The organism is Pseudoteredinibacter isoporae, assembly GCF_011602085.1.
In the GTDB taxonomy this organism is placed as follows: Bacteria; Pseudomonadota; Gammaproteobacteria; order Pseudomonadales; family Cellvibrionaceae; genus Pseudoteredinibacter; species Pseudoteredinibacter isoporae.
This window is the reverse complement of record NZ_JAAONY010000001.1, coordinates 173,118-195,658: the sequence shown is the minus strand read 5'-3', so window position 1 is coordinate 195,658 and position 22,541 is coordinate 173,118. Positions and strand designations below refer to the sequence as shown.

Annotated in this window: 18 protein-coding genes; 8 read left to right on the top strand and 10 right to left on the bottom strand. The window is 49.2% G+C overall.

Annotated elements, in window-relative coordinates; translation table 11 throughout:
* The first annotated feature begins 56 nt into the window (after nucleotides 1-56).
* The 4 genes from G8768_RS00805 to G8768_RS21220 all read left to right on the top strand — a co-directional run bounded on the left by G8768_RS00805 (nucleotide 57) and on the right by G8768_RS21220 (nucleotide 5,034).
* A complete protein-coding gene (locus tag G8768_RS00805; protein ID WP_166852837.1) occupies nucleotides 57-698 on the top strand; it encodes a response regulator in 642 nt (213 codons plus the stop codon).
* 75 nt (nucleotides 699-773) lie between these two features.
* A complete protein-coding gene (locus tag G8768_RS00800; protein WP_166852839.1) occupies nucleotides 774-2,699 on the top strand; it encodes a TonB-dependent receptor plug domain-containing protein in 1,926 nt (641 codons plus the stop codon).
* 75 nt (nucleotides 2,700-2,774) lie between these two features.
* On the top strand, nucleotides 2,775-3,638 hold the full coding sequence (locus G8768_RS00795; protein WP_166852841.1) for a hypothetical protein: 864 nt from the start codon (nucleotides 2,775-2,777) through the stop codon (nucleotides 3,636-3,638).
* Nucleotides 3,628-5,034: a HAMP domain-containing protein gene (locus tag G8768_RS21220; RefSeq protein ID WP_166852843.1), complete on the top strand. Its 1,407-nt coding sequence runs from the start codon at nucleotides 3,628-3,630 to the stop codon at nucleotides 5,032-5,034. Before G8768_RS00795 ends, G8768_RS21220 begins: the two co-directional genes overlap by 11 nt.
* 39 nt (nucleotides 5,035-5,073) lie before the next feature.
* Here G8768_RS21220 and G8768_RS00785 read toward each other — a convergent pair whose 3' ends face one another.
* From G8768_RS00785 to G8768_RS00775, 3 genes are all read right to left on the bottom strand, one after another.
* A complete protein-coding gene (locus tag G8768_RS00785) occupies nucleotides 5,074-6,738 on the bottom strand; it encodes an alkaline phosphatase D family protein (protein ID WP_166852846.1) in 1,665 nt (554 codons plus the stop codon).
* A gap of 88 nt (nucleotides 6,739-6,826) precedes the next feature.
* A complete protein-coding gene (locus tag G8768_RS00780; protein WP_166852849.1) occupies nucleotides 6,827-9,151 on the bottom strand; it encodes a TonB-dependent receptor domain-containing protein in 2,325 nt (774 codons plus the stop codon).
* 222 nt (nucleotides 9,152-9,373) lie between these two features.
* Entirely contained in the window at nucleotides 9,374-10,108 is a 735-nt protein-coding gene (locus G8768_RS00775; protein ID WP_166852852.1) for a helix-turn-helix transcriptional regulator, read from the bottom strand.
* Between the two features lie 289 nt (nucleotides 10,109-10,397).
* Here G8768_RS00775 and G8768_RS00770 point away from each other — a divergent pair, with 289 nt between their 5' ends.
* The 3 genes from G8768_RS00770 to G8768_RS00760 all read left to right on the top strand — a co-directional run bounded on the left by G8768_RS00770 (nucleotide 10,398) and on the right by G8768_RS00760 (nucleotide 14,216).
* Nucleotides 10,398-11,480 carry a threonine aldolase family protein gene (locus G8768_RS00770; protein ID WP_166852855.1) on the top strand — a complete coding sequence of 361 codons (1,083 nt, stop codon included), beginning with the start codon at nucleotides 10,398-10,400 and terminating at the stop codon, nucleotides 11,478-11,480.
* 69 nt (nucleotides 11,481-11,549) lie between these two features.
* A complete protein-coding gene (gene pepQ, locus G8768_RS00765) occupies nucleotides 11,550-12,878 on the top strand; it encodes a Xaa-Pro dipeptidase (protein ID WP_166852858.1) in 1,329 nt (442 codons plus the stop codon).
* 51 nt (nucleotides 12,879-12,929) lie between these two features.
* Nucleotides 12,930-14,216, top strand: a complete 1,287-nt coding sequence (locus G8768_RS00760; RefSeq protein WP_166852861.1) for a metal-dependent hydrolase family protein — start codon at nucleotides 12,930-12,932, stop codon at nucleotides 14,214-14,216.
* 61 nt (nucleotides 14,217-14,277) lie between these two features.
* Here the strand turns inward: G8768_RS00760 and lepB are convergent, their stop codons facing one another.
* Genes lepB through G8768_RS00745 form a run of 3 tightly spaced genes read right to left on the bottom strand, consistent with a single transcriptional unit; the run spans nucleotide 14,278 to nucleotide 17,118 of the window.
* Nucleotides 14,278-14,907 carry a signal peptidase I gene (lepB, locus tag G8768_RS00755; RefSeq protein WP_166852864.1) on the bottom strand — a complete coding sequence of 210 codons (630 nt, stop codon included), beginning with the start codon at nucleotides 14,905-14,907 and terminating at the stop codon, nucleotides 14,278-14,280.
* A 49-nt stretch (nucleotides 14,908-14,956) separates the two neighbouring features.
* A complete protein-coding gene (locus G8768_RS00750; protein WP_166852867.1) occupies nucleotides 14,957-16,171 on the bottom strand; it encodes an acetate/propionate family kinase in 1,215 nt (404 codons plus the stop codon).
* Nucleotides 16,172-16,197: 26 nt separating this feature from the next.
* Nucleotides 16,198-17,118 carry a bifunctional enoyl-CoA hydratase/phosphate acetyltransferase gene (locus G8768_RS00745; RefSeq protein ID WP_166852870.1) on the bottom strand — a complete coding sequence of 307 codons (921 nt, stop codon included), beginning with the start codon at nucleotides 17,116-17,118 and terminating at the stop codon, nucleotides 16,198-16,200.
* A gap of 218 nt (nucleotides 17,119-17,336) precedes the next feature.
* Here G8768_RS00745 and G8768_RS00740 point away from each other — a divergent pair, with 218 nt between their 5' ends.
* On the top strand, nucleotides 17,337-18,698 hold the full coding sequence (locus G8768_RS00740) for a hypothetical protein (RefSeq protein WP_166852873.1): 1,362 nt from the start codon (nucleotides 17,337-17,339) through the stop codon (nucleotides 18,696-18,698).
* A gap of 91 nt (nucleotides 18,699-18,789) precedes the next feature.
* Here G8768_RS00740 and G8768_RS00735 read toward each other — a convergent pair whose 3' ends face one another.
* From G8768_RS00735 to G8768_RS00720, 4 genes are all read right to left on the bottom strand, one after another.
* Nucleotides 18,790-19,023, bottom strand: a complete 234-nt coding sequence (locus G8768_RS00735; protein WP_166852876.1) for a DUF6316 family protein — start codon at nucleotides 19,021-19,023, stop codon at nucleotides 18,790-18,792.
* A 132-nt stretch (nucleotides 19,024-19,155) separates the two neighbouring features.
* The gene (locus tag G8768_RS00730) at nucleotides 19,156-19,926 is read right to left on the bottom strand and encodes a divergent polysaccharide deacetylase family protein (protein WP_166852879.1); all 771 of its coding nucleotides are present in this window, start codon (nucleotides 19,924-19,926) and stop codon (nucleotides 19,156-19,158) included.
* Nucleotides 19,927-19,932: 6 nt separating this feature from the next.
* Complete coding sequence (locus G8768_RS00725) at nucleotides 19,933-21,276, bottom strand: S41 family peptidase (protein ID WP_166852884.1); 1,344 nt, start codon at nucleotides 21,274-21,276, stop codon at nucleotides 19,933-19,935.
* Between the two features lie 117 nt (nucleotides 21,277-21,393).
* Nucleotides 21,394-22,539 carry a murein hydrolase activator EnvC family protein gene (locus tag G8768_RS00720; RefSeq protein WP_166852887.1) on the bottom strand — a complete coding sequence of 382 codons (1,146 nt, stop codon included), beginning with the start codon at nucleotides 22,537-22,539 and terminating at the stop codon, nucleotides 21,394-21,396.
* Between the last annotated feature and the right edge of the window lie 2 nt (nucleotides 22,540-22,541).

Here is a 22,541-nt window from a genome sequence, read left to right as displayed (position 1 = left end):
AGTGGCTGGCCATAATAACAGAATCGGCCTGCCAAACCTAAGATATGGATGTAGTGATGAAAGCGACCTTATTGATTGTTGAAGACTGTGAAGCCGCACGTGAGCGACTGGAAACGGCCATTATCGAAGGTGGCGAATTTCGCCTGGTGGGCTCGGTTGGCACTTTCAAAGCTGCAGCGGCCATGTTGGAAAACTCCTCGCCGGATATCTTGTTGACCGATCTTGATTTGCCTGATGGCAATGGCATCGATCTGATTAAAATGCTGCGTCACAGCAAAGTCAGCACACAGTTGGCTATTGTGATCACTATTTTTGGTGATGAAGCTCATGTAATCAATGCCTTGCGTGCAGGTGCGTCGGGTTATCTGTTAAAAGATGATGAATTCTTTGAAATTAACAGCGCTATCAAACAAATGCAGGAAGGCGGCGCGCCCATCAGTCCGGGTGTTGCCCGTTATTTACTGCAGGAATTCAAGCCTGCGCCGGCCAATGAAGAAGAAACCCATAACAGTTTGAGTGAGCGGGAACATGAAATCCTGTTGCTGGTGAGTAAGGGATATACCTCAAAAGAAATCGGCAATATGTTGAATGTGTCGTTTCACACCGTGAATGCCCACGTGAAAAATATTTATAAAAAGCTGGCGGTGACCAATCGCACCGGTGCGATTTATGAAGCCACCAAAAAGGGCATAATCTAGAGGCCTGTAGCGAGCGTGTTTACAAAAAAAATAGCCCTGTCATTTGCTATGCTGGCGAGTCTGCCAGTGTGGGGAATGGATGAATCCCTTGAGTTGGATCTGCCGGTGGTGATCAGTGCCAGCCGCTTGAATCAGTCCATTCTGCACAGCCCGTCTGCGGTCACCGTCATCGACAAAAACATGATTGCAGCCACGGCGTATACGGACATTGCCGATGTGCTTCGACTGGTGCCGGGCTTTCAGGTCTTGCGCGCTGATGGTCGCACTTATTCTGTAAACTCCCATGGTGGTGGTTGGGAATTCAATAATCGCCTGCAAGTATTGGTGAACGGTCGAACCGCGTATTTGCCCACTTTGTCTGTGGTTGATTGGGATACCCTGGGCGTTCACATTAAAGACATTGAACGAATCGAAGTGGTTCGAGGCCCTTCGGCTTCAGCGTATGGCTCTAATTCCTTTTCAGGTGCCATCAATATTATTACTCGCGAACCGAGTTTGAGTGATCCCTATCGGTATTCGGTTCGTGTCGGTAACAAAGGTGAGCGAGAGTACCAGGCAAGCTGGTCTGATCAAAACGAGCTGATGGACTATCGGGTAACACTGTGGAAACGACGTTCCAATGGTCTGGATAATTTTCACGATTTCAAAGATCACGATAATTTCAGTTTTGCCGGGGTCAGCCATCTGAGCGACGGTTCAAATCTGGATATCGAATTTAATTTTTATAACGGTGAAACCGGTGCGGCAGAGTTCAGGGAATTCCTTCCCCGTGATCGTAAAGTTAACGGCTTCTCCGCCAAGTTGGCCTGGCAAAAAAATTACAGCGCGAACAGTGATTTTGGAATTAAAGCCTATTACAGTGATCGCGATGAAGATGATCTGACGTTTACTATTCCCTTAAATGAAATTGTTGGTGTTAGCCGGGAAGTTTTCAGATTGGTAACCGGCTCTGACGATATTGATTATCGGACAGGCTACAGTACCCATAAAGGTCGCCGAGCTGATCTGGAAGGCCAGTACAGTTGGCACAATGAACAGGGTTTTAAATCGGTTCTGGGTGTTGGCATCCGTCAGGATTTTCTGAAAAGTATTTCCTACTTTCCACAGAAAGGTGAAGTAGAGGAAACCAGTCTTCGCAGTTTTATCAATGTTCAGCAACCCTTGCCAAAAGACTTTATGCTGAACCTGGGCTTGCTCTATGAGTATTCCGCTGACTTTGGCAGCCACTGGTCCCCAAGGCTGAGCCTGAACTGGGACTTTAAACCCCAGCAGAGTATTCGAATTGCAGCTTCTCAGGCGTACCGCCAAGCTTCTTTGCTGGAGGCCAATTTCGATACCCAGACCGTTCTGTCGAATGGCTTTCTGCTCGACCAGCGTTATATCGCCGATGACCACCTTCGTGCGGAAAAAATTCTCAATTTCAATATTGCCTATCAGGGAAAGAAAGGCTTCTGGCAGTGGGAAATCAGTGCTTATCGTGAGGCGCTGGATTATATGATCGACTACGCAGTCGACCGCTCGGTCAATGATGCCCTGATGAATTTTGCCACTCGGGTCGGTAACTTTGACAGTTATGACACGCGTGGTATTGAGGGCGAGATCAGTTATCGTCCCCAGTTGAACAAGTTTATTCGTTTCCACTTCAATCGCGGCAGCAGTCACCATTACTCGCTATTGCGCTTAAACCCATCTGTGACAAGAATTTATAAGGATAGGGCACCCAAGTGGAGTGCCGGTCTATTCATGTCCTACCCGATCAATGGCTGGCAGGCCGGCTATTCAATTCAGTACATGGACAATGTCTACTGGGATGGTTTTGGTGATCAGGTTGAATCCTATACTCGCATGGATTTCTCCCTGGCCAGAACCTGGGAAATTGGTGACAAGGAACTGGAGTTAAAATTTGGTGCATTGTCGTTTAATGACTCATACCAAGAATTTAATGAGGATCTCTTTATTGACCCTCAATACTATCTCGGTATCACTCTGGCTAAGCGCTAGATGAGGGCCTGCTACCTCTTCTTGCTTTTTCTCCTTGTTGGCAGCTCCTCATGCTTTGCCGACATCTATATTCTTGTGCCCGATAACAAGCCGGCACTGATTGAAGCTGCCGAAGAAATCAAAAATGCCATTCACAAAAAAGGCGTGAGGAAAAACGAACTGCATCTTCAGTTGGGGCTGGAAAAAACGGCTCCCGCTTTTCAAAGTAGAGATTTGATTTTAACCTTGGGCCCACAGGCGGCCAGCTACGCCCTGGAAAACTCCGAGCAGAATATGCTTGTGTTTACCTATGTTGAAGAAGCGTATATCCGTGAGAAGGCCGCCGACCGAAAACCGGGCAGTTGGGCGGCTGTGGTTATCAATCAACCTTTGGAACGGATGCAGAAGCTAGCCAATTTGCTCTTGCGCGATCGCAATAAGAAAACGGTATTAATTGCCAACAGTCGGGGCAATGAATTGGTGAATCAGCAGGCGGCTCGTTTACGCGCCGGGCCTGATATTCAAATTCTTCATCGCAGCATCAATGCGAATGCCCGTGATATCTCAAGACTTGAAGACGAATTTTATCAGGCAGGCTTGGTGTTGGCGCCTCTGGATCGAGCCTTATGGCGAGGCAAGAATGCTCGCCTGCTTCTGCACCAGGCTTATAGCTATAAAGTGCCGGTTGTTGCCCACAGTCGGGCCTTCACTAAAGCTGGCGCTATGATGGCGCTGTACTTGGGGAAATCCGAGGTCGCAGAAGAAACAGCCGCACTGGCCTATACCTGGTTGGCAGCGAACAGTTTTGGGCAGCAAGCCATTATTTATCCCGCAGCAAGAATTGATATCAATGACAATATTGCGAGAGCCCTACGGTTTGATCCGGTCCTGATTCGTCGTCAGATCAATGAGGACACCTCGCAGGCAGATGTTCTGGGGAGGTACAGCAGTGCTCGCTAGAAATATCCGCAGTCAGGTTTTATTTATTGCCTTGATGCCACTGTTGTTGGTGGTAGCTGCGGTCAGCGTCTTTATGTTGTCTGAGTCCCTTGATGATATCGAGAGCAATCTGGAACGCCGTGGTAATGATATTTCTACCCAAGCGGTTTTAATGTCGGAGTTTTATTTTTACACCGGCGATGTCCAACGCCTGAGCGAAATTGCGGGAATTCTGATTAACATTGACGCGGTCAGTTCAGTACGCTTTGTGGATGCCAATAATAAAATCCTCGCTGAACAGCGAAAACACACACAGCACCTGAACAAAGATCGTCTGTTTATTATCCCTATCTATAGCAAAGATGTTTCGCCCGATGAAGTGTCTGCACTTGCTGGCATAGAAGATGAGCAGGAAGAAAGGCTGGGACAGATTGAAATTGCATTGTCGCGGGATGAACATTCGAATTTGCGGGAAAAGGCTTATCTGCGCATTATGCTGGTGGCCGTATCGGCTATCGCATTGGGCGTATTTATGGTGTACCTGTTTGGTCGTCGAATGAGTGCATCTCTCTCTGAAATGGCCGCTGCGGCAAAAGCGGTGAAAATGGGTGATCTGGACAGTCGAAGCCCAGAAAATGGTGAAGGTGAAATTCTTGAACTGCAACGCCTGTTTAACCGCATGGTTGGCAGCTTGCAGGAAAATGAAGCGGATTTGCAAAATCGAATCGAGCACGCCACCAAATCGTTAAACGAGTCGGTGGATGCGTTGTCCCGTAAGAATACCGAATTGGAACAGCAGCGCCAGGAAGCTATCGAGCTGGAGCGCAGTAAGGCCATCTCGGATGAGCGTGCCCGTATTATGAAGGACATGCACGATGGAATTGGTGGTCAGTTGGTCGCTTCCCTTGCGATGATTGAAAAAGAGAAGAACAGCGAAATTCGAGACAATATTTCTTCGGCTCTTAGGGAATGCCTGGATGACTTCCGCCTGATTATTTTATCTCTGAATGTAAGCGACAGTAATTTGCAGGCCCTGCTGGCTGATTTTAAATATCGCATCAATAAAAAGCTCAGCAAGCTCAAAGTCAGGTTGAGTTGGCAAGTGGCGATGGAAGTGGATCAGGTGAATATTCAGCCTCAGCAAAGCTTGCATCTTTTACGAATCCTTCAGGAGATATTTGCCAATATTCTCAAGCACAGTGACGCGAGCGAAATCGTACTAAAAGTCAGTTTGGATGGCCAGCAAGTGCATCTTCAGGTTGACGATAATGGCCAGTTTAATGAGCCCGAAGACAAGGGCGGCCACGGCTTGAAAAATATGCACTGGCGAGCCGGTGAGCTAAAGGGTGTGTTCTCATTGAACAAAAACGAGCAAGGTGGCGCGAGCGCGAACTTGTCCTTCCCGGTTGATCTTTGAGCCGCAGCTGGTATCACTGCGGCGACTCAAAAACAAGGGCTAAGCTGTATACGTCAGGCTCTTGCCTTTCTTAGTAATTACCGCACGCTTGATACGTTCCACTTGATACTTTTCCGTCAGAATATCGCTTACGCTGATAAAGTCCGCCTGCGCCTTCTCTTTGCTCAGACTGAGTTTTACAAAGCCCCGGTGTTGGCAATCGGTCCAGACAATTTCAGGGTTGTGCTCGGCAACCAGTTTATCCATGGCGTTGGCGGTTTCAGGGCCATAGCCTTCAAAATCGCCGGGAGAGGTAATACCGGCTGTACCGATTTCGACGCCCATGGCTTTTCCGCTATCGTCAAACAACTGATTGGTCCAAAAGCTGTGGCTGTCACCTGTTAATACCAGAAGGTCTTCGATACCCAGGTTCTGATTTTGTTCGTAAAAGGCCTGGCGTGCGCCCGGGTAACCATCCCAGGTATCCAGGTAAATGGGCAGATCCAGTTCGCCCAGACGACGGAACTGCGCATGCTCATCAGCCACCGGATCGTAACCTTCGCTGTTCTTTTTCTTGAGAAACTGGCTGATGTCCGGGACATGCGTTCTTGCCATGGGAATCTGATTGCCTAACAGATGCCATTGACTGGAATTGTTTTTCAAGGATTGATCGTAAAAGTCCTTCATGTTTTTCGAGAGCATGCTGCGAGCAGGATTACCAAGAACCTGCTTCAAAAACAGGTCTCTATCTTCATCGGACTTTATGTTTCCAAGGTGATCTTTATAGTCAATTTGAATGCTGCGTCCGGTATGACGGGTCTCTAATGTAACGAGGCTCGCCAGATTGCCAAACTGAAAGTGACGCCATAATTGTTTGCGGTTTAATCCCTTCTCTGGCTCGCGTATTGGCATCCACTCGTAGTACGCCTTCAATGAGGCATCACGGCGCTTGGACCAATCGCCTTCATCCGGTTGATGGTTCTGGGCGCCTTGCATATAGGGATTGTTGGTGGATTCGTGGTCATCCCAGGTGGGGATCAAGGGGTGTGCGGCATGCATTAACCGAGAAGCAATATCGGCTTTGTATTGCGCGTGACGTTGGCGATAATCCGCCAGGCTGACAATTTCATGGGCAGGTTCGTGATTGCGATTGATGACTTTACCGGTTGTTCCGCCATAACCGTCATGACCGTATTCGTAAATGTAGTCACCGAGATGCAGCACAAATTGAATGTCAGGGTCGGCGGCGATGACTTCATAGGCATTGAAATAACCAAAAGGAAAATTAGAACACGATGCAATGGCGATGTTCAGATTATCAATATCGCCTTGTGGCAGGGTGCGAGTACGGCCGGGTTCTGAATGAATCCCCTGACATTTAAATCGGTAGTAATAAACCTGACCTGCCTCCAAGTCTGACACTGTAATTTTAACGCAATGATCGTTATCTGCTTCCGCGTTTAGCTGACCTTTCTGTACAAGTTTTCGAAACTGCGTATCGAGTGCCAGCTCCCACTCCACGACAGCCTTTTCCTGTTCGACACTGACGCGTGTCCAAAGCAAAACACTGTCAGCCTGGGGTTCGCCACTGGCAACGCCATGGCTGAACACAGCTTGCACATCGGCTTGCTGACTTTGGGCAAGCACTTGGCCAATAAAGCTACTGCTACCAGCGGCCAGCAGGCCGGTTTGTAATAAATTGCGTCGCGTCAAAGAGGGATTCATATTTTAAATCTCAATGGTTCAGGTAATCTCGAAAACAACAAAGCCCCGGCGTCTACGACGCCGGGGCTAAAGGCAGACAGTGTAAGTATTAGAAACTGGCCTTCAGGTTGATGGCACTTGTGCGTGGTGCGCCGATCCAGCCACTGCCGCCGGCGATGCCACCGATGTAAGACTCGTCAAACAGATTGTTGACGGTCAGGCGCACTTCGAGGTTCTTCACTTTATCGCTCAGGTCGCCAAGATTTACGCCTGCGTAGAAGTCGACAACGGTGTAAGCATCAACACGCTGAGTGTTGGCAGCGTCCATCCAGCGATCACCTACCCACTTGGTCGACAATCCGGCAGAGTAGTCCTCTTTAGTCCAGTCCAGGGAAATCACCGCCATGTCTTCGGCAGAACCAAATACGGTATTGCCCGCTGGGAAGCCTGGTGTTCGATCGGCGTAGGTGGAATCGTTATTGGTGTAAGACGCAAACAGCATCCAGTTCTCGTTGATATCAAGAGAAACCGAGGCTTCAATACCTTTGGATTCGATACCACCGGTATTGATGTAGCTGCCATTGGTGCCAATCAGATAATCGATACCGTCCGGGGAATCCGGGGCGATAAAGGTCAAGCGGTTTTCAAACTCAATGGTGTAGTAGGTCAAGCTGGCGCTGATGTTGTCGCCGTCGTAACGCAAACCTACGTCAATGTTATCAGCGGTTTCCGGCTCGATGTTTTGCAGGGCAGAAGCGTCACGTTCGAGAACAGCATCCTTGATTGCTGCAAAGTTTTCAGCGTAACCAGCGAAGAATTCCAAACCCTCTACCGGTGTACGAACTACAATACCTGCAGATACCAGGGTGTCGGAATCAGAATCAATGGTCAGACTGGTTTGTGCAAACTTGTCCTGTTTTTCCAGCTCTACATCAAAGCGCTTAACACCTACACGTGCAGTGACGGCACCAACTTCAATCTGGTCTTCCAGGTACATCATCATGGTATCGACCGGGAAGGCGTTACTGTACTGGACCCAATACGGTTTGTGATCGAACTGGTAGCCTACGCGTGAGTCAATAATCTTGTGCCAGTCACGATATTCCTGGCGCTTGTAATCTTCGTACCAAATACCACCGCGCAAGATATTGTTCACGTCACCGAAATTGCTTTCCCAGATAAAGTCAGCGTTAAACCCGGTACGCTCTTTGTCGTAGTGTGTATGACGGTAAGAGCCAACCGGAATGGCACCAGCGGCATAACAGGCTGGGTCGTACTCGGGACCAGCTCCGCCATAAGGGAAAGTGATTGAACTCTGGCAGCCAGCAATGGGTGCAACCGAGTTACCATTCGCATCCACAAAGAATATGCGGCCGATGGGTGCGCCACCCAAAACAGTGGTGCCGGAATTCAGTTCGCTGTGGCCGTTGCTGCCGTTGTCAGTTACATCTACCAGATACGGCGGTACCCAATCGCCACGGCCATCGTTTTTGTGGAAATAGACATTGGTTTTAATTTCCACTTCACCGATATCGAAATCCGCTTTCAAATAGGTCAGGAAGTTTTCACGCAGGGTAGACCAACCACGACGATACAGCTGATCGACATAAGGTGTGCCGGTCCAGTCACTGGTCAAGCGATCCCAGCCGGGATTGCTTTCAAACTGACTCAGGGAAACTCGTTGATAGTTGTCTTCGTGAGTATCATCGTAGGACATGTACGCGGTGATATTCACGTCGTTGATGGTGCTGATCAGCTTTGCTGCAATGTGATCACGAGTGTTTTCGGCGGCCTGCTGAATCCAGTCGCTGTTCTCAGTGCTGGAAACACTGATCCAGGCGTAAGTTTCGGGAGCAATTTCACCGGTCTCGTAGCGAACAAAATACTTGCGCGCATCAAAGTCTCCGCTGGTAAAGCTGATGGTTAATTTTTCTTCTTCGCCAGGATCAATCGTGGTGAAGTTCAATGTGCCGCCCAGTGCTTCATTGGAGCGTGAGGCAATATCAGCAGTACCCTGGGATACTTCAACGGTTTGCAGGTTTTCTGTATCGATAAAACGATTGGCTTTCGCGCCGCCGCCGTAGTTTGAGTTGCCGTTGGCAATACCATCAACAGTGATACCAACTTGTTGCTCGTCCAGGCTCAACTGAAAACCGCGAATGGATACCGTGGTTGACCAATCGTCGGTACCGAAGGTATCACCTTCGTTTACCAATACGCCGGGCAAATTATCGATCACCGCCATTGGTGATGTCATGGCAGATTGTTGTTTTACCATTTCTAGGCTGCTGGCATTGTTTGCGTAAGATACGCTTTTGCCAACAACGGTCACTTCTTCCAGGTTTGCACTGGAGTCGATTTCTTCAGCCATAAGCTGGCCGGCGCTGGCGGCAATTGCAATCGCCAAAACATTTACAGGGAAATTCTTTTTCATGAACTTACTCTCGCGACATGGGTCAGGTGATTTCATGGGCGGCGAGTATGTCCCTTACGTGTGACACTTAGATTGCAAATTTTTTAAGATCTACTAATAAAACCTCAATTTATGAGAAATTTGGCAACTGTCTCTACGTGTTTGTGTGAAAACTCAACAAGTGTGAATGTTTTTAGAAACATTGAAGAAGCTTTCGTGACGGAAATGCTACAGTGTTTGAATTCAAAACTGATAGGGCTTTAAAAAATCTAACAGTTTAGCTCGCTGGTGAATGTCGAGTTTTTGATAAATGCGACGGATGTGAGTTCTGCAGGTACTTAAGCTGATGTACAGTTCCTGAGCGATTTTCTGATCGCCGTAAGCCTGATTGAGCAGGCGTAATACCTCAAACTCTCTTTGGGTTAAATCGTACTTTTTAATGAGTTGCTGACCATTTTTCTTATTGAGCCGGCGCATGCTGTTTCTAAAATGCGGGGCAATAATGTTCAACATTTCCAAATCACTGTCTTCAAAATTACGACGCTGTTTGTTTCGCCAAAGTCGAAAATCTGCCAGGTTTCTACCGCTTTCATCAAAGACATAAAGATTCACGCCGTAGTGCATTCCATCCCGGGAGAGAAAATCCTGGTAGAACTCGGTCTTGATTAGATCAGCTTGATGAATGACCTGATTGACGGAAACGGCTTGCTGGAAGCGTCGCATCTTGTGGGTGATGGGGTCGTGAAATTGATAGTAGTCCTGATAACGGGCGAGATTGCGATCATCAAGATTGAGCTGGCAGGGGCTGTGAAACTCGTCCTCTTCGACTTGCCATATATAGGAGGCAAAATGATCCGCTTTCAGTAGGCGCAGCAGAGCTTCCCCACAGTCTCTGCGCAACTGGCTGGGATCCTCACTGGCACTGAAGTATTCGATCAGGCCCAGTGTATCTTGCCATTGCCTTTGGGAGAGCCCCATCTTCTGCCGACCTCATTTGAGGCTGTGTGCGGCGGCTACGTCCTATCTTAAGACTCTATAAATATGAGCGAGCCGGTTTTTTACACAGCGGTTTATTATTGATTTAAGCTCGCCTAGTCTATGACGTATTGAACGAAAAATAAACGACATGTCCCCGCCGTCGAGGCAGGATTCAGTGCTGTTTGGGACAAAATAAGTCCAAACCGGCCAGCTGTCTGGCCTGAAGCTGTCATCGGTATCGCCTTTCCTTACGAAACGACATGTCGAGTACTTTGAAGAGAGAATAAGAATGTACGATGGCTTATTGCTTGGTCATCCTTTGATGTCCAAGTGCACTCGCTTTGTCACTCGTCACCGACCGCTAAGTCAGAGGCAGTGGTTGGAACGTATACAGCAGGTGCCCGAGATCGATCTTGATATTGATCTGTATAACAGCGGTGCGAGCATCGAGATACTCGAACGCCGGATGGCTGAGCTGCTGGGGAAGGAAAAAGCCCTGTTTGTTCCCAAAGGTTCGATCGGGCAATACAGTGCTCTGTTGCAGTGGGCCCAGAATCATGGGAGTAGGAAGCTGGCTCTGCATCCCCAGTCCCACTTTCAGTGTGATGAATCGATGGCCTACGAAACGCTTTTAGGTTTTGAAGGTGTGATGTTCGGCAAACCGGGTAAAGCTATTGATTCAGAGGATATTCGAAACCTGCCCGAAGACGTGTTTGCGGCAACTGTCGAGTTGCCTCTGAGGAGAGCGGGTTTTAAATTGCCGGAATGGCCAGACCTGGTCGCTTTGAAACAGCGTGCAAATGATTCAGGCATTGCTTTGCATATTGATGGGGCTCGATTGTTTGAGTCGGCGGACTACTGGGGGAAGAGTTATCAGGATGTCTCAGCCCTGGGAGATTCGGTGTATGTTTCCCTGTACAAAACTCTGGGGGCGGCCGCGGGTGGTATTATTGCGGGCGATAAAGTATTTGTTGAGCAGTTGATGACGTGGCGCAGCCGTTTAGGCGGTGATTTATTTACGGCCTTTCCTTATGTGTTATCTGCGCTTTGGGGTCTTGAACATTATTTGCCGAGGGTTTCCGAATTTAACCAGCGCGCTCAATCTCTATCAAAGCTGATTGTGGACGCGTTTGGAGAGTCGGCAATTCCCGAACCGGTACAGAGTAACGGTTTTCTCGTGCAATTACCGGTTTCTGCAAGCGTACTAAAAGACAGGGCGTTGCAAGTTGCTGAGAGTGATCGTGTCTGGTTATTTGACCGAGTGTTTGAAGCGAATGAAAACAACAGCCGCTTTGAAATTCAGATCGGTGATGCGATGGACGATTGGAGTGATCAGGAATTTGTTGAAACATTACAGGCGTTGATAAGGTAGTGTCCAAAAGACACTTGAACCATGCCAATAAAAACGGCGGTCACCGTGAAAGAATGATGAGAGGATAATGTGAATTTCGAAATAAGTTATGGCAGCCATTTGGCGAAAAAACTGGAAAGAACCCAGGCCTATTTGCAGCGTTCCGGGCAGCAGGCGCTATTGATCAGTTCCGGTGTGCAAGAACCCATTTTTCAGGATGATTACTATCATTCCTTCGTAGTTAACCCATTCTTTAAGGAATGGTTGCCATTGCTGAACGTTCCCAATTGTTACCTTCTGATTCGCCCAAGCGGTCGACCAAGTTTGTTCTTCCATAAGCCGGTGGACATATGGCATAAAGTCAGTGCGTTGCCGGAAGATTTCTGGACAATGCATTTTGATATTCTTGAATACGCAGAACCACAACAACTGAAGACGTTACTGACTGCGCTCGGTGGGCCAACCCTGTTTATTGGTTTGGCTGGGGCGATACCCGATCTGCCCGGTGTGGAATGGCTGCACAATGACAGCGCGGTGCTGAACCATCTGAAGTATTATCGAGCCCGTAAAAGTGAATACGAGCGGCAGAGTATTGAGCTGGCGAATCAGCAGGCGGCTAAATGTCATACCGCTGCGAAAGAGGCCTTTATGGCTGGCGCCAGCGAATTCGAAATTAATAAAGCGTATATCGGCGCGCTCAATTTACGTGAAAATGATTTACCCTATGGGAACATTATTGCCCTGAATGAAAACGCTGCCATTCTTCACTACACCCATTTACAACTTGAAGAATTGCAAAGCAGTCGCTCTTTCCTGATTGATGCAGGGTTTAGTGTGAATGGTTATGCGGCTGATATCAGTCGTACTTATTGCCGTGAACAGAGTGAAGCAGGGGCCTGTTTCCAGAGTTTGATTGATGAATTGGATAAAGCTCAATTGGCGCTCATCGATGAATTGGAGCCGGGGATGCACTATCTCGATGCCCACAAAAATATGCATCGACGCGTCGGTGATATTCTCCATACAGCAGGCATTTTGAAGATTGACGGTGCCGCGGCACTGGCTGAAGGCATCACCAGCAAATTCCTGCCTCATGGTCTTGGACATTTGCTGGGCGTACAGGTACACGATCTGGGTGGTTGGCAGCAAAATGAGGTTGGTGATATCAGTGAGCCGCCGGCTGAACACCCTTATCTGCGTCTGAATCGTGAGCTTGAAGAGGATATGGTGATCACGGTTGAGCCTGGTATTTATTTTATCGAACCGCTGCTGGCCGAACTGCAGAGTAGCAGCCAAAGTGTGTGTGTGAATTGGGAACTGCTGGATCGTTTACGTCCCTTCGGTGGTATTCGTATCGAAGATAATGTGGCTATCAGCGCTAAGGGTAATCAGAACTATACGCGCAAATTTTTACCCTGATGAGCGCCTAAGCAGACTGACAATGAGAGTCTATTAAAAAGAGCAATGATGATGAAAAAATACAAATTGTTAACGCTTGCATTGGCAAGTTTGAGCATGCCCGTGTTGGCGGATACACAAGTCATTCACGCGGGAACACTCTTGACTGTTCCGGGTGAAAAACCGTTAAAAGAACAGAGCGTCATTATTAAAGATGGCCGTATTGAAGCTGTGAAAGCCGGTTTTATTTCAGCGTCGGAAGCTGGGCAGGATGCAACACTCATCGATTTAAAAGACAGCTTTGTAATGCCGGGTTTGATGGATATGCATGTTCATCTGCAAGGTGAGCTTGGTCCGCATAATGATAGTGAACGCCTGCGCATGTCCGATGCGGATGTGGCGATGCAGAGTGCTCATTTTGCCAAGAAAACCTTGTTGGCAGGTTTTACAACGGTACGTGACCTTGGCGCCCAGAGTCCGCAACATATTTATGCTCTGCGTGATGCCATTGCCAAGGGTTGGTTGGACGGGCCCCGTATTGTTGCTTCCGGCGGTGTGGCGGTAACGGGAGGTCATGGTGATGTGGATGGTATGCGTCATGATCTGCTGGAAAAATACACTTCCAAAACCATTTGTGATGGTCCATTTGATTGCCGTCGTGCGACACGTCGTGCCATTAAGTTTAATGCGGATGTCATCAAAATTACTTCGACGGGTGGTGTTTTGTCGGACACCAATACCGGCACCGGACAGCAGATGGCAGACGACGAATTAAAAGAGGTAGTGGAATCCGCGCACGCTTTGGGGCGTAAAGTGGCCAGTCATGCTCATGCGGCAGAAGGTATTAATGCGGCTTTACGCGCAGGCGTAGACAGCATTGAACACGGTAGCTATGCCGATAAAGAGAGTATCAAGCTGTTTCGTAAAACTGGTGCTTATTTGGTTCCGACTTTACTGGCCGGAGACACCGTAAAACAAATGGCGGAAAAATCGAACTTTATGTCCGATGCGATCAAGGCCAAAGCGGTGCGAGTGGGTGGTGATATGATGACCAACTTTGCCCGTTCCTATAATGCCGGTGTAAAGATCGCCTTTGGTACGGATTCGGGCGTTTCCCGTCACGGCATTAACGCCCAGGAAGCGGTGCTGATGGCGCAGGCGGGTATGACACCGATGGATGTTTTGGAATCGGCAACCATCAACGCTGCCGATCTTATTGATCGCAGCAGCGATCTTGGTACGCTGGAGGCAGGGAAAATTGCGGATATTATTGCCACAGGTGGCAGCCCGCTTAGCGATATTAAAGAGCTGTTGGATGTCGACTTTGTCATGAAAGACGGCAAAGTGTATAAGCACTAAGGGCTTTCTGAAGCCAAAAAAGGCCAGCAATGCTGGCCTTTTTTATATCTGCTTATGTTGATTAATCGAGCTTCAGAGCAAACCGTTCCTGGCGCGGCAGGAAGTAGTTTTCATAATCAAAAGATACTGCTACTGAACCGGCGCGTCCGCGCAGTTCTTTCTGGGGAATAAAACCATAAACTCGTGAGTCAGCGCTGTTATTGCGATTGTCGCCCAAGACCAGGTAATGCCCTTCCGGAACGGTTACTGCCGAGAAGTTGGCGAGTGGGCCATGGACATTTTCAATGCGTACCTTATGGGGGCGGCCTTCAAGCTTCTCCACATAGATATCGTCTTGAAGATTTTCATAATCAAGCGGCAGGCCATTAATGGTCAGGCGATGTCGATGCATGGAAACGGTGTCACCGGGTACACCGATCACACGCTTTACCAATCGTTTGTCCGCGGCGACTGAATCAAAAACAACAATATCGCCTCGCTTGGCCATTTCAGCAGCGCTGATAACGGTGCCAGTGAACGGAAGGCGTAAACCGTAAGCCATTTTATTTACCGTGATGCGATCACCCTCGGTGATGGTCGGTAACATGGAGCCAGTGGGTACATCGTTCCAATCGGCGATGGCACTGCGGAACATCATCATGCCCGCAATAAAGAGAAAAAAGCTGCGGTTTTCCTGGAAAAAGTGTTTCATGCAGAGGCTCCAAGGTTAATGGTTTAGCCTTAGAGCCTTTGATGGAGAATTAGTTCTCTGCGTTTAGCAGCTGGATGGATTCCTGAGCGATCACCAGTTCTTCATTCGTGGGAATAACATAGCAATCGATAGAAGAATCCGCGTGGCTGATGTTAAGCTCACCTTCCTGATTACGTTCTGAATCAATTTTCAATCCCAACCATTGGCAGCGTGTGCTGATTTGCTCACGTATGAACGCTGAGTTCTCACCAATGCCACCAGTAAAAACCAGGCTGTCCAAACCTTCCAGCACGGCAGCCAGTCGTGCGATTTCAAGCGCGGAGCGATAACAAAACATATCGACCGCCAGTTTGGCGTCTGCATGGTTATCTTGCTCAAGCAGTATTTTCATTTCAGAGCTGATCCCGGAGACTCCCAGGCAACCGCTTTGGCGGTATAAAAGGTCTTCCAGTTCATCCAGGCTGAGGCCCTGTTCGCGTTGAAGATACAGCAGTACGCCTGGGTCAATACTTCCGGTTCGACTCCCCATAGGCAGACCCTCCAGGGCGCTGAAGCCCATGCTGGAGGCCGCTGATTTGAAATCTTTCAGGGCACACATGCTGGCGCCGGCGCCGAGATGGCAGACGATAGACTTTGAGCTGGAGGCGTTCAGGCCTTGCAGCTCCCCGGCAATGTATTGATAGCTTAAACCGTGAAAGCCATAACGTTGCACACCGGCTTCGCTGTATCGTTTGGGGATGGCGTAATAACGTTCCAGCTGGCTTTGCCCGACATGGAACATGGTATCAAAGCAAGCGACCTGCGCTGTACCTGGGCACAGTTGTTGACAGAGTTCGATCAGTTTTAAATTAAAAGGTTGATGCAATGGTGCAAGCGGAATAAAGGACTGCAAATTATTAAGGTGCTTCTCATCCAGCAAGCAAGGGCTGGAGTAGTGTTCGCTGCCGTGCACTACGCGATGACCGATGCCGCTGATGACAATGTCATTGAGTTGGGTCTGGATAAATTCCAGAGCGTACTCCAGGCAATATCGATGAGCATCAAAAGATGCTGCCTGCCAAACTTCTGGGCCGGCAATGTCAGACAGGCTGATCTTTTGCTTGTGAAGTTTATTGGCAAGCGCCCCATTGGGTTTTATTTTCAAAAGGGCGTCGCCGTATATATCGGAGGTGTCCAGGCGTAATAATAGCGCCTGCTTGTCCATGGAAAACAAGCCCAGTTTCAGGCTGGATGAACCCGCATTGATGGTCAGAATGGTTTTCATTGCTTCGTCGCTGTGCCTGAGCGTAATTAAGATCTATGTAATACCAGCTGCGAGGCCAGGGCACAGGATGCCAATCTGGCAAACGTTCCGTCGGCGCGGCTGTTCAAAACGACCGGCACTTTTGCCCCCAATGCGATGCCTGCCGATTTTGCATTCGCCAGATACATAAGCTGCTTGGCTAACATATTGGCGGATTCCAAATCCGGAGCCAGTAAAATATCGGCGTCACCGGAAACCGGTGAATGAATATGTTTGTCTTCAGCAGCCTGCTTGGAAATGGCATTGTCAAAAGCCAGAGGGCCATCAAGAATTGCCCCTTTGATTTGTCCGCGATCTGCCATCTTGCACAGTGCGGCAGCATCAATGGTTGCCGGCATATAGGATTTTACTTTTTCAACGGCAGCAAGAATAGCGACCTTGGGTTCGGAAATGCCCAAGGCTTTACAGAAATCAATGCAGTTCTGAACAATGTCTTTTTTCTGTGGCAACTTGGGATCGATATTGATTGCGGCATCGGTGATAAATAGTGGCTTGTGGTAATTGGGCACATCCAAAACAAACACATGGGACAATCGGCGTTCGGTTCGAATGCCGTGTTGCTTGTCGATAACGGCCTCCAGCAATTCGGCCGTCGAGAGATCCGCTTTCATTAAAATTTCAGCCTGTTGTTCTTTTACCAGGGCTACGGCTTTTTCGGCCGCTGCGTGGCTGTGTGCGGTATCGATCAAAGCATATGGTGAGATATCCAAGCCTTCCTCTTCGGCGCAGGCGCGTATGCGAGACTCTGGGCCGATCAATAAGGGCTCGATGATGCCTTTTTCAGCCGCTTCAATGGCTCCGCATAATCCATTTTGTGCAACCGGGTGCACAACTGCCGTGCGGATAGGGCGAGCGGCGATAGCTTGTTCGATAAACTGTTCCAGTTGGCCTTGGGATACATTCACCATAATTTTGAATTCCTATTCACCTTCTTTATGTTGCCGATTGGATTGTGCATTAAACAGTATATCGCCTTTCGATGAACAGGCGATGATTTAAATCGTTTTTCCTGTAGGGAGCCGAATTGCGCTCCTGGCATCTAAATTAGTGTTGGCGGTTTCTTGAAAAAAACCAGTATACTGCGGGCTGAACGATAACAATAACAACCAGAAAAACGGACACAACTATGAGTAATGAACGCGAGCGTGCTACGCAGCAACCCGGTTTTCATTGGCTAGGCTTTACTGCACGTATTCCCATTTTGCACACTCGTGTCTGCTGGCCGGAATTTTTTCAGGGCATTCTTGTTGCGGCGGCCACTGCTCTGGCATTGGTACCATTGCTGACCCATTATTTTGGCCTCAGCTTTGAAGAAGCCATTGCCATGTCTTTCCTGCACAGTTTTTTAATCAGTGCGTCCTGGATGATTTTCGGTGAGCCCTATGCCTCGGGTTGGTTGACCCCGGCTCTGCCTTTTGTATTAACTCTGTTGTTATCAGACAGCTTCTCAACACCTGTTGAACGATTGCAAATGATGACAGCGATTTCATTGGATTTTGCCCTATTGTTGGCGGTGCTCGGCGTCAGTGGGCTCGGCGCCAAACTGATAAAAATCATGCCGGAGGTGCTCAAGGGAGCCGTGATCCTCGGTGCGTCAATTGCGGCGTTTATCAAAGTTTTTGATCTGCAAGCCGCAGACAATATTTTTAACACTCACCCGTTCAGTGCCAGTGTGGCAATTGGTTTGTCTTTATTACTGGCGTTCTCCGCGCCTTTGCACCGCCTCGCGGGGCGCTATCCAATGCTGGCTCGCTTGGTGGCTTTGGGCCTGCTCCCCGGTTTTATTCTCGGTGCCATTGTGGGAGCGCTGATGGGAGAACTTCAGTTTGATATTGAAATGGGTTTCTTCTCTTTGCCGATGATGGATATGTTTAATAAAGTCAGCCCGTTTGCGATTGGTTGGCCAAGTCTGGATATGTTTATCCAGGGGATTCCACTGGCACTGATTGGTTACATTTTATTTTTTGGTGATCTGCTGACGGGTAAGGAAGTGCTCGCCATGGTGGAGAAAGATCGCGAAGACGAACCTCTGAATTTTAATGATTCCCGCACTCATATTTCGGTTGCCATTCGTAATGCGATCAGCGCTTTGATCGCGCCATTTTTCCCAACCCAAGGGATCCTGTGGACGGGCATTCATGTTGTTATTGCCCAGCGCTGGCAGCAAGGGCGTCAGGTCATGGGGTCGTTGTTCGACGGCATTTCTTCCTATTATATGCTGGGTCTGCCGTTTATCTTTTTCCTGGCGCCGGTGGTGACGGGCATTAAGCCGATGATGCCGATCGCACTGGCGGTGACGTTAGCGCTGACCGGTTTTGCCTGTGCCTACGTTGCGATGGCGAAGGCAAGCAACAATGCGGAGAGAGGGTGTATGTTGCTGTCAGCCATGTGTCTGGCCCTCATGGACCCGTGGCTGGGATTGATTTTGGCAGTACTGATGAGTGTGTTTCTGGTGGATTTCAAAGCAGCTGATAAGGAAGAGGCTTGAGGCTTAGTTTGTTCGCTTTGGGTAACATCGGGCGGACATAAAAAAGCCCGGAGCAATCCGGGCTTTGAAAATTTTCTAATGGCCGCAGCGTTTAGGCAGCTGACTTATACCGTTTTAATGTATCTGAAAAAGTCGGCTTTTCACAAACAAACTCTACAAAGGCGTCCACGCCAGCGACGGCTTGATCTATATCGTCGAATGGACCGATATCGATCTGCTCGCGAGTACTGTAGTACCAGTAATCGCCAGACTTAAAACAGCGTTCGCTGCGAGGCGGAATTCGTCCTGATTCGCCTTTTCTGGGTTGTGTGCTAAGTGCTTTCATGGTGTTCCTCCCTGGTTCGCACAATTATTGTGGCCTTATCCTGGCCTTTTTGATGTTTCCTAATGCGATTATAGTTTAATCTCATTGGGAGAAAATCATACTATTCTCCTAACCTGACTAAAAATAGATCAATTAAGGGTGGCTCGCTACTTGCTCTGGGTCGTTTTGTGACGCAGTTCCGTTTATGAGTGTGGAGGCGTGCACGAACTCAATGCCAACCATTCGCAGTGGAGGCCCCAATCTTTCCAGCACTTCCAGGGTTTCGGGGTAGGGGTGGCCAATCGCAATGGCGTGGCCGGTGCGCTTGGCATGATTGATGGCTTTTTCCAGTTGGGCGAGGATATCGGCGTGGCGTCGGCTGTTGTCCAGAAACACGTCCCGGCTGGCGCTGGGGATCTGATTTTGCTCCGCCAGTGTCTGGGCCTGGCTCAGTGGGCTGGTCCGGCTATCGATAAAGAAGAACGAGGTCTCCCTTAGCTCATCCATCAGCCACTGCATGGCTTGGGGCTGCTCCGTCAGGGCGGAACCCATGTGATTGTTCACCCCGCGAATATGAGGTACTGCGGAGAGTCCCTTGCGAACGATATCCTTGAATTCTTCTTCGGCCATCGCCGGGGTGAGACCGCCTTCATCCAATGGCGCATTCTCATCGTGACTCGCCATCGGTAAATGCAGCATGATCTCTTTGCCAGCTTCATGTCCGGCTTTCGCCAACTCACGGGCATTGGGGCTATGGGGTATTACCGCCAGGGTGACGGGCACCGGCAGTTGGATACTGCGGTAGCCGTTTTCCAGATGGTAGCCGATATCATCAATGATGATGGCCAGGCGAGGTTTTTGAGCATGGGCTGGTACGCAGACCATGCTCACGATAGAGATAAAAAGGGTAAAACAGAACTTCATACAAACTTATTTTTTGCTCAGCAGGCTCAGGCCTTTCAGAATATTCAGGGCTTCATAGAGTTGGTTGTCGCGCTCTAGAAGCTTGCGGCCATTGTCCTGACGACGCTTGCGTTCAGCAGCACCGCTTTCTTCTCCACCGTTGGCATTCCCCAAATGACCGGACAGATCGGCTTCGGTGATGCGTGCACGGGGTTTGATGGCCGTGAGACGGGCGCGTTCCACTTCGATATCCGGCTCAATTCCCTGGGCCTGAATGGAGCGGCCATTCGGTGTGAAGTACAAGGACGTGGTCAGCTTAATGGCTTTTTCCTTGCTGATGGGAATAACACTTTGTACGGAGCCTTTGCCGAAACTGCGTGTGCCGAGAATGACCGCGCGATCGTGATCCTGCAGAGCACCGGCCACAATTTCCGAAGCGGAAGCTGAGCCTCCGTTAATCAACACAATCACGGGCATGCCGTCGGTAATGTCACCGGGCTCGGCATTGAACTCGGCATTGGCGCCTTTGATTCGGCCTTCGGTATAGACCACCTGGCCACCATCCATCAAGGCGTCAGCAACTTGCACAGAAGCGCGCAGCACGCCACCAGGGTTATTGCGTAGATCGATAATCAAGCCTTTCAAAGGCTCAGCCTCGGACTTCAGTTTTTCAATCGCTTTAACAAAATCTTTTCCGGTAGGAATTTGAAATTGAGCGATGCGAATCAAGCCGTAGTGATCATCCAACAGGCGAGAGCGCACGCTGGTGACTTTAATATAATCACGGATGATCTCGATATCCTTGGGTTTTTCCAGGCCATCGCGCATCACTTTCAGCGTGATCTTGCTGCCTTTTTCACCGCGCATCAGTTCGATGGCTTCTGCCAAGCTTTTGCCTTTGATGCTTTTACCGTCGATTTGTACGATCAGATCGCCGGCTTCGATTCCGGCGGTAGAGGCCGGAGTGTCATCCATCGGGCTGATCACTTTGACAAAACCATCTTCCATGCCAACTTCAATACCGAGGCCGCCGTACTGACCGGTGGTGTTCTCTTTCAGGTTGTCGAAGTTACTGGCGTCGAGAAATGTGGAATGAGGATCGAGTTCGCTCAACATGCCTTTGATGGCATATTCAAACAGCGTCGCATCGTCGACTTCCTCGATATAGCCACTGCGGATGTCTTCAAAGACCCGGGTAAAGGTACGCAAATCATCCAGCGGTAAACGACCCTGTTCATTGCTTTGAGCGACTCCCTGATCAGCACCTTGTTGGGCATTCTGATCGCTGGCAGCGTCTTGCGCATGGCTGATGCCTGTTGCAAGGCCCACGCAAAGGGCAAGGCTGATTTGCTTAAGTCGGCTAGGCCTCATAATTTGACGTCCATTATCCGGTAGTTCTTATTGGCGGGTGTTCAGCCGCAACCATACCATACTTATAGTAGCCCCGAGGCGGTTTTTTGCGGGCTCCTGAAGGGTATAGCGGCTGAATCAGGCCCGGCACCAGCGAGCTGGGTTGGTAGGGTTGCCTTTGTAACGAATCTCGAAGTAAACCCCGGGTTCTTCGAGGCCTCCAGTGTTGCCAACTTTGGCAATGACATCGTTACTGTTGACCCAATCACCGGTGTCTTTAAGCAGGGTTTGGTTGTGAGCATAAAGACTCATATAGCCCTCGCCATGATCGACAATGATCAGCATGCCGTGCCCTTTGAGGTAATCGGAAAACACCACTCGGCCGTGGTGAACGGCCCTTACCGGGCGACCGTCATTGGCGCGAATAAAAACACCTTGCCATTTTAATTTACCATCCGCTCGAGGGCTGCCAAAACGGTGGCGAATGCGTCCGCTGCTGGGCCATTTCAATTTGCCTTTGCGTTTTTTAAACGCAACGCCACTGCCGGGTAATTTAATATTGGCGAGGGTTTGGCTGACTTCGTCCAGAAGTTTTTGCAGGCGCTTTTGATCCGCCGCTTTGTTTTGCAACTGGGCATCTTTTGAAGCGAGGGTTTTGTTCAGTGCGGCGAGAGTTCGACGTCGCTCTGCTTGCCTTGAGGTCAGTTCCTTGTGCTGGCTTTGCAGGCGGCTCTGCTGTTCGCCAATTGCTTCGGTCTTGGCCAGAATTTTCGGTTCGATGTTGTCGAGTTGTGCAATGGTGTCGCGAAACTCAGTCAGCTTTTCCTGTCGTGCTTCCAGAATGTAGTGATAGTAGCGCAGTTGGCGACTGAATTTGTCGGGCTCCTGCTGATTGAGCAGGAGACGCAAATTTCCGCGCTGACCTAAACGGTAGGCACCATTAATTTCTTCGCCAATGTGTTTTTGCTGGCTGAGTTTTTTCTGCTGAAGTTGCGCCCGCTCTTTATTGAGCCGGCTTAGCTGCTTTTTTTGGCTGGCAAGATCTCCCTTTAAACGATCGATCTTTTTCAGCAATGCGGCAATATCTTCTTCAGACGTTTGCAGTTTGTTTTGCAGCGCATTGCGATTGGATTTTACCGAATTGATTTCACGTTTGAGTTCAGCAATGGTTTCGCGCAACTGTTTTAGTTTGTCTTCGTATTCCGTCGCGGAATCCTGGGCCAGCAAAGCCGGCGACCAGATCAAACAGGCGCAGAGGCCAAGTCGGGTAAAAAAGCGCTGCATAT

Excerpts from the sequence above, each read along its gene's own strand:
- G8768_RS00740 (WP_166852873.1), top strand. The coding sequence starts at position 17,337 with ATGAGTAATGAACGCGAGCGTGCTACGCAGCAACCCGGTTTTCATTGG.
- G8768_RS00725 (WP_166852884.1), bottom strand. The coding sequence starts at position 21,276 with ATGAGGCCTAGCCGACTTAAGCAAATCAGCCTTGCCCTTTGCGTGGGC.
- G8768_RS00800 (WP_166852839.1), top strand. The coding sequence starts at position 774 with ATGGATGAATCCCTTGAGTTGGATCTGCCGGTGGTGATCAGTGCCAGC.
- G8768_RS00760 (WP_166852861.1), top strand. The coding sequence starts at position 12,930 with ATGAAAAAATACAAATTGTTAACGCTTGCATTGGCAAGTTTGAGCATG.
- G8768_RS00750 (WP_166852867.1), bottom strand. The coding sequence starts at position 16,171 with ATGAAAACCATTCTGACCATCAATGCGGGTTCATCCAGCCTGAAACTG.
- G8768_RS00770 (WP_166852855.1), top strand. The coding sequence starts at position 10,398 with ATGTACGATGGCTTATTGCTTGGTCATCCTTTGATGTCCAAGTGCACT.
- G8768_RS00735 (WP_166852876.1), bottom strand. The coding sequence starts at position 19,023 with ATGAAAGCACTTAGCACACAACCCAGAAAAGGCGAATCAGGACGAATT.
- G8768_RS00720 (WP_166852887.1), bottom strand. The coding sequence starts at position 22,539 with ATGCAGCGCTTTTTTACCCGACTTGGCCTCTGCGCCTGTTTGATCTGG.
- G8768_RS00775 (WP_166852852.1), bottom strand. The coding sequence starts at position 10,108 with ATGGGGCTCTCCCAAAGGCAATGGCAAGATACACTGGGCCTGATCGAA.
- G8768_RS00730 (WP_166852879.1), bottom strand. The coding sequence starts at position 19,926 with ATGAAGTTCTGTTTTACCCTTTTTATCTCTATCGTGAGCATGGTCTGC.
- G8768_RS00745 (WP_166852870.1), bottom strand. The coding sequence starts at position 17,118 with ATGGTGAATGTATCCCAAGGCCAACTGGAACAGTTTATCGAACAAGCT.
- G8768_RS00805 (WP_166852837.1), top strand. The coding sequence starts at position 57 with ATGAAAGCGACCTTATTGATTGTTGAAGACTGTGAAGCCGCACGTGAG.
- G8768_RS00780 (WP_166852849.1), bottom strand. The coding sequence starts at position 9,151 with ATGAAAAAGAATTTCCCTGTAAATGTTTTGGCGATTGCAATTGCCGCC.
- lepB (WP_166852864.1), bottom strand. The coding sequence starts at position 14,907 with ATGAAACACTTTTTCCAGGAAAACCGCAGCTTTTTTCTCTTTATTGCG.
- G8768_RS00785 (WP_166852846.1), bottom strand. The coding sequence starts at position 6,738 with ATGAATCCCTCTTTGACGCGACGCAATTTATTACAAACCGGCCTGCTG.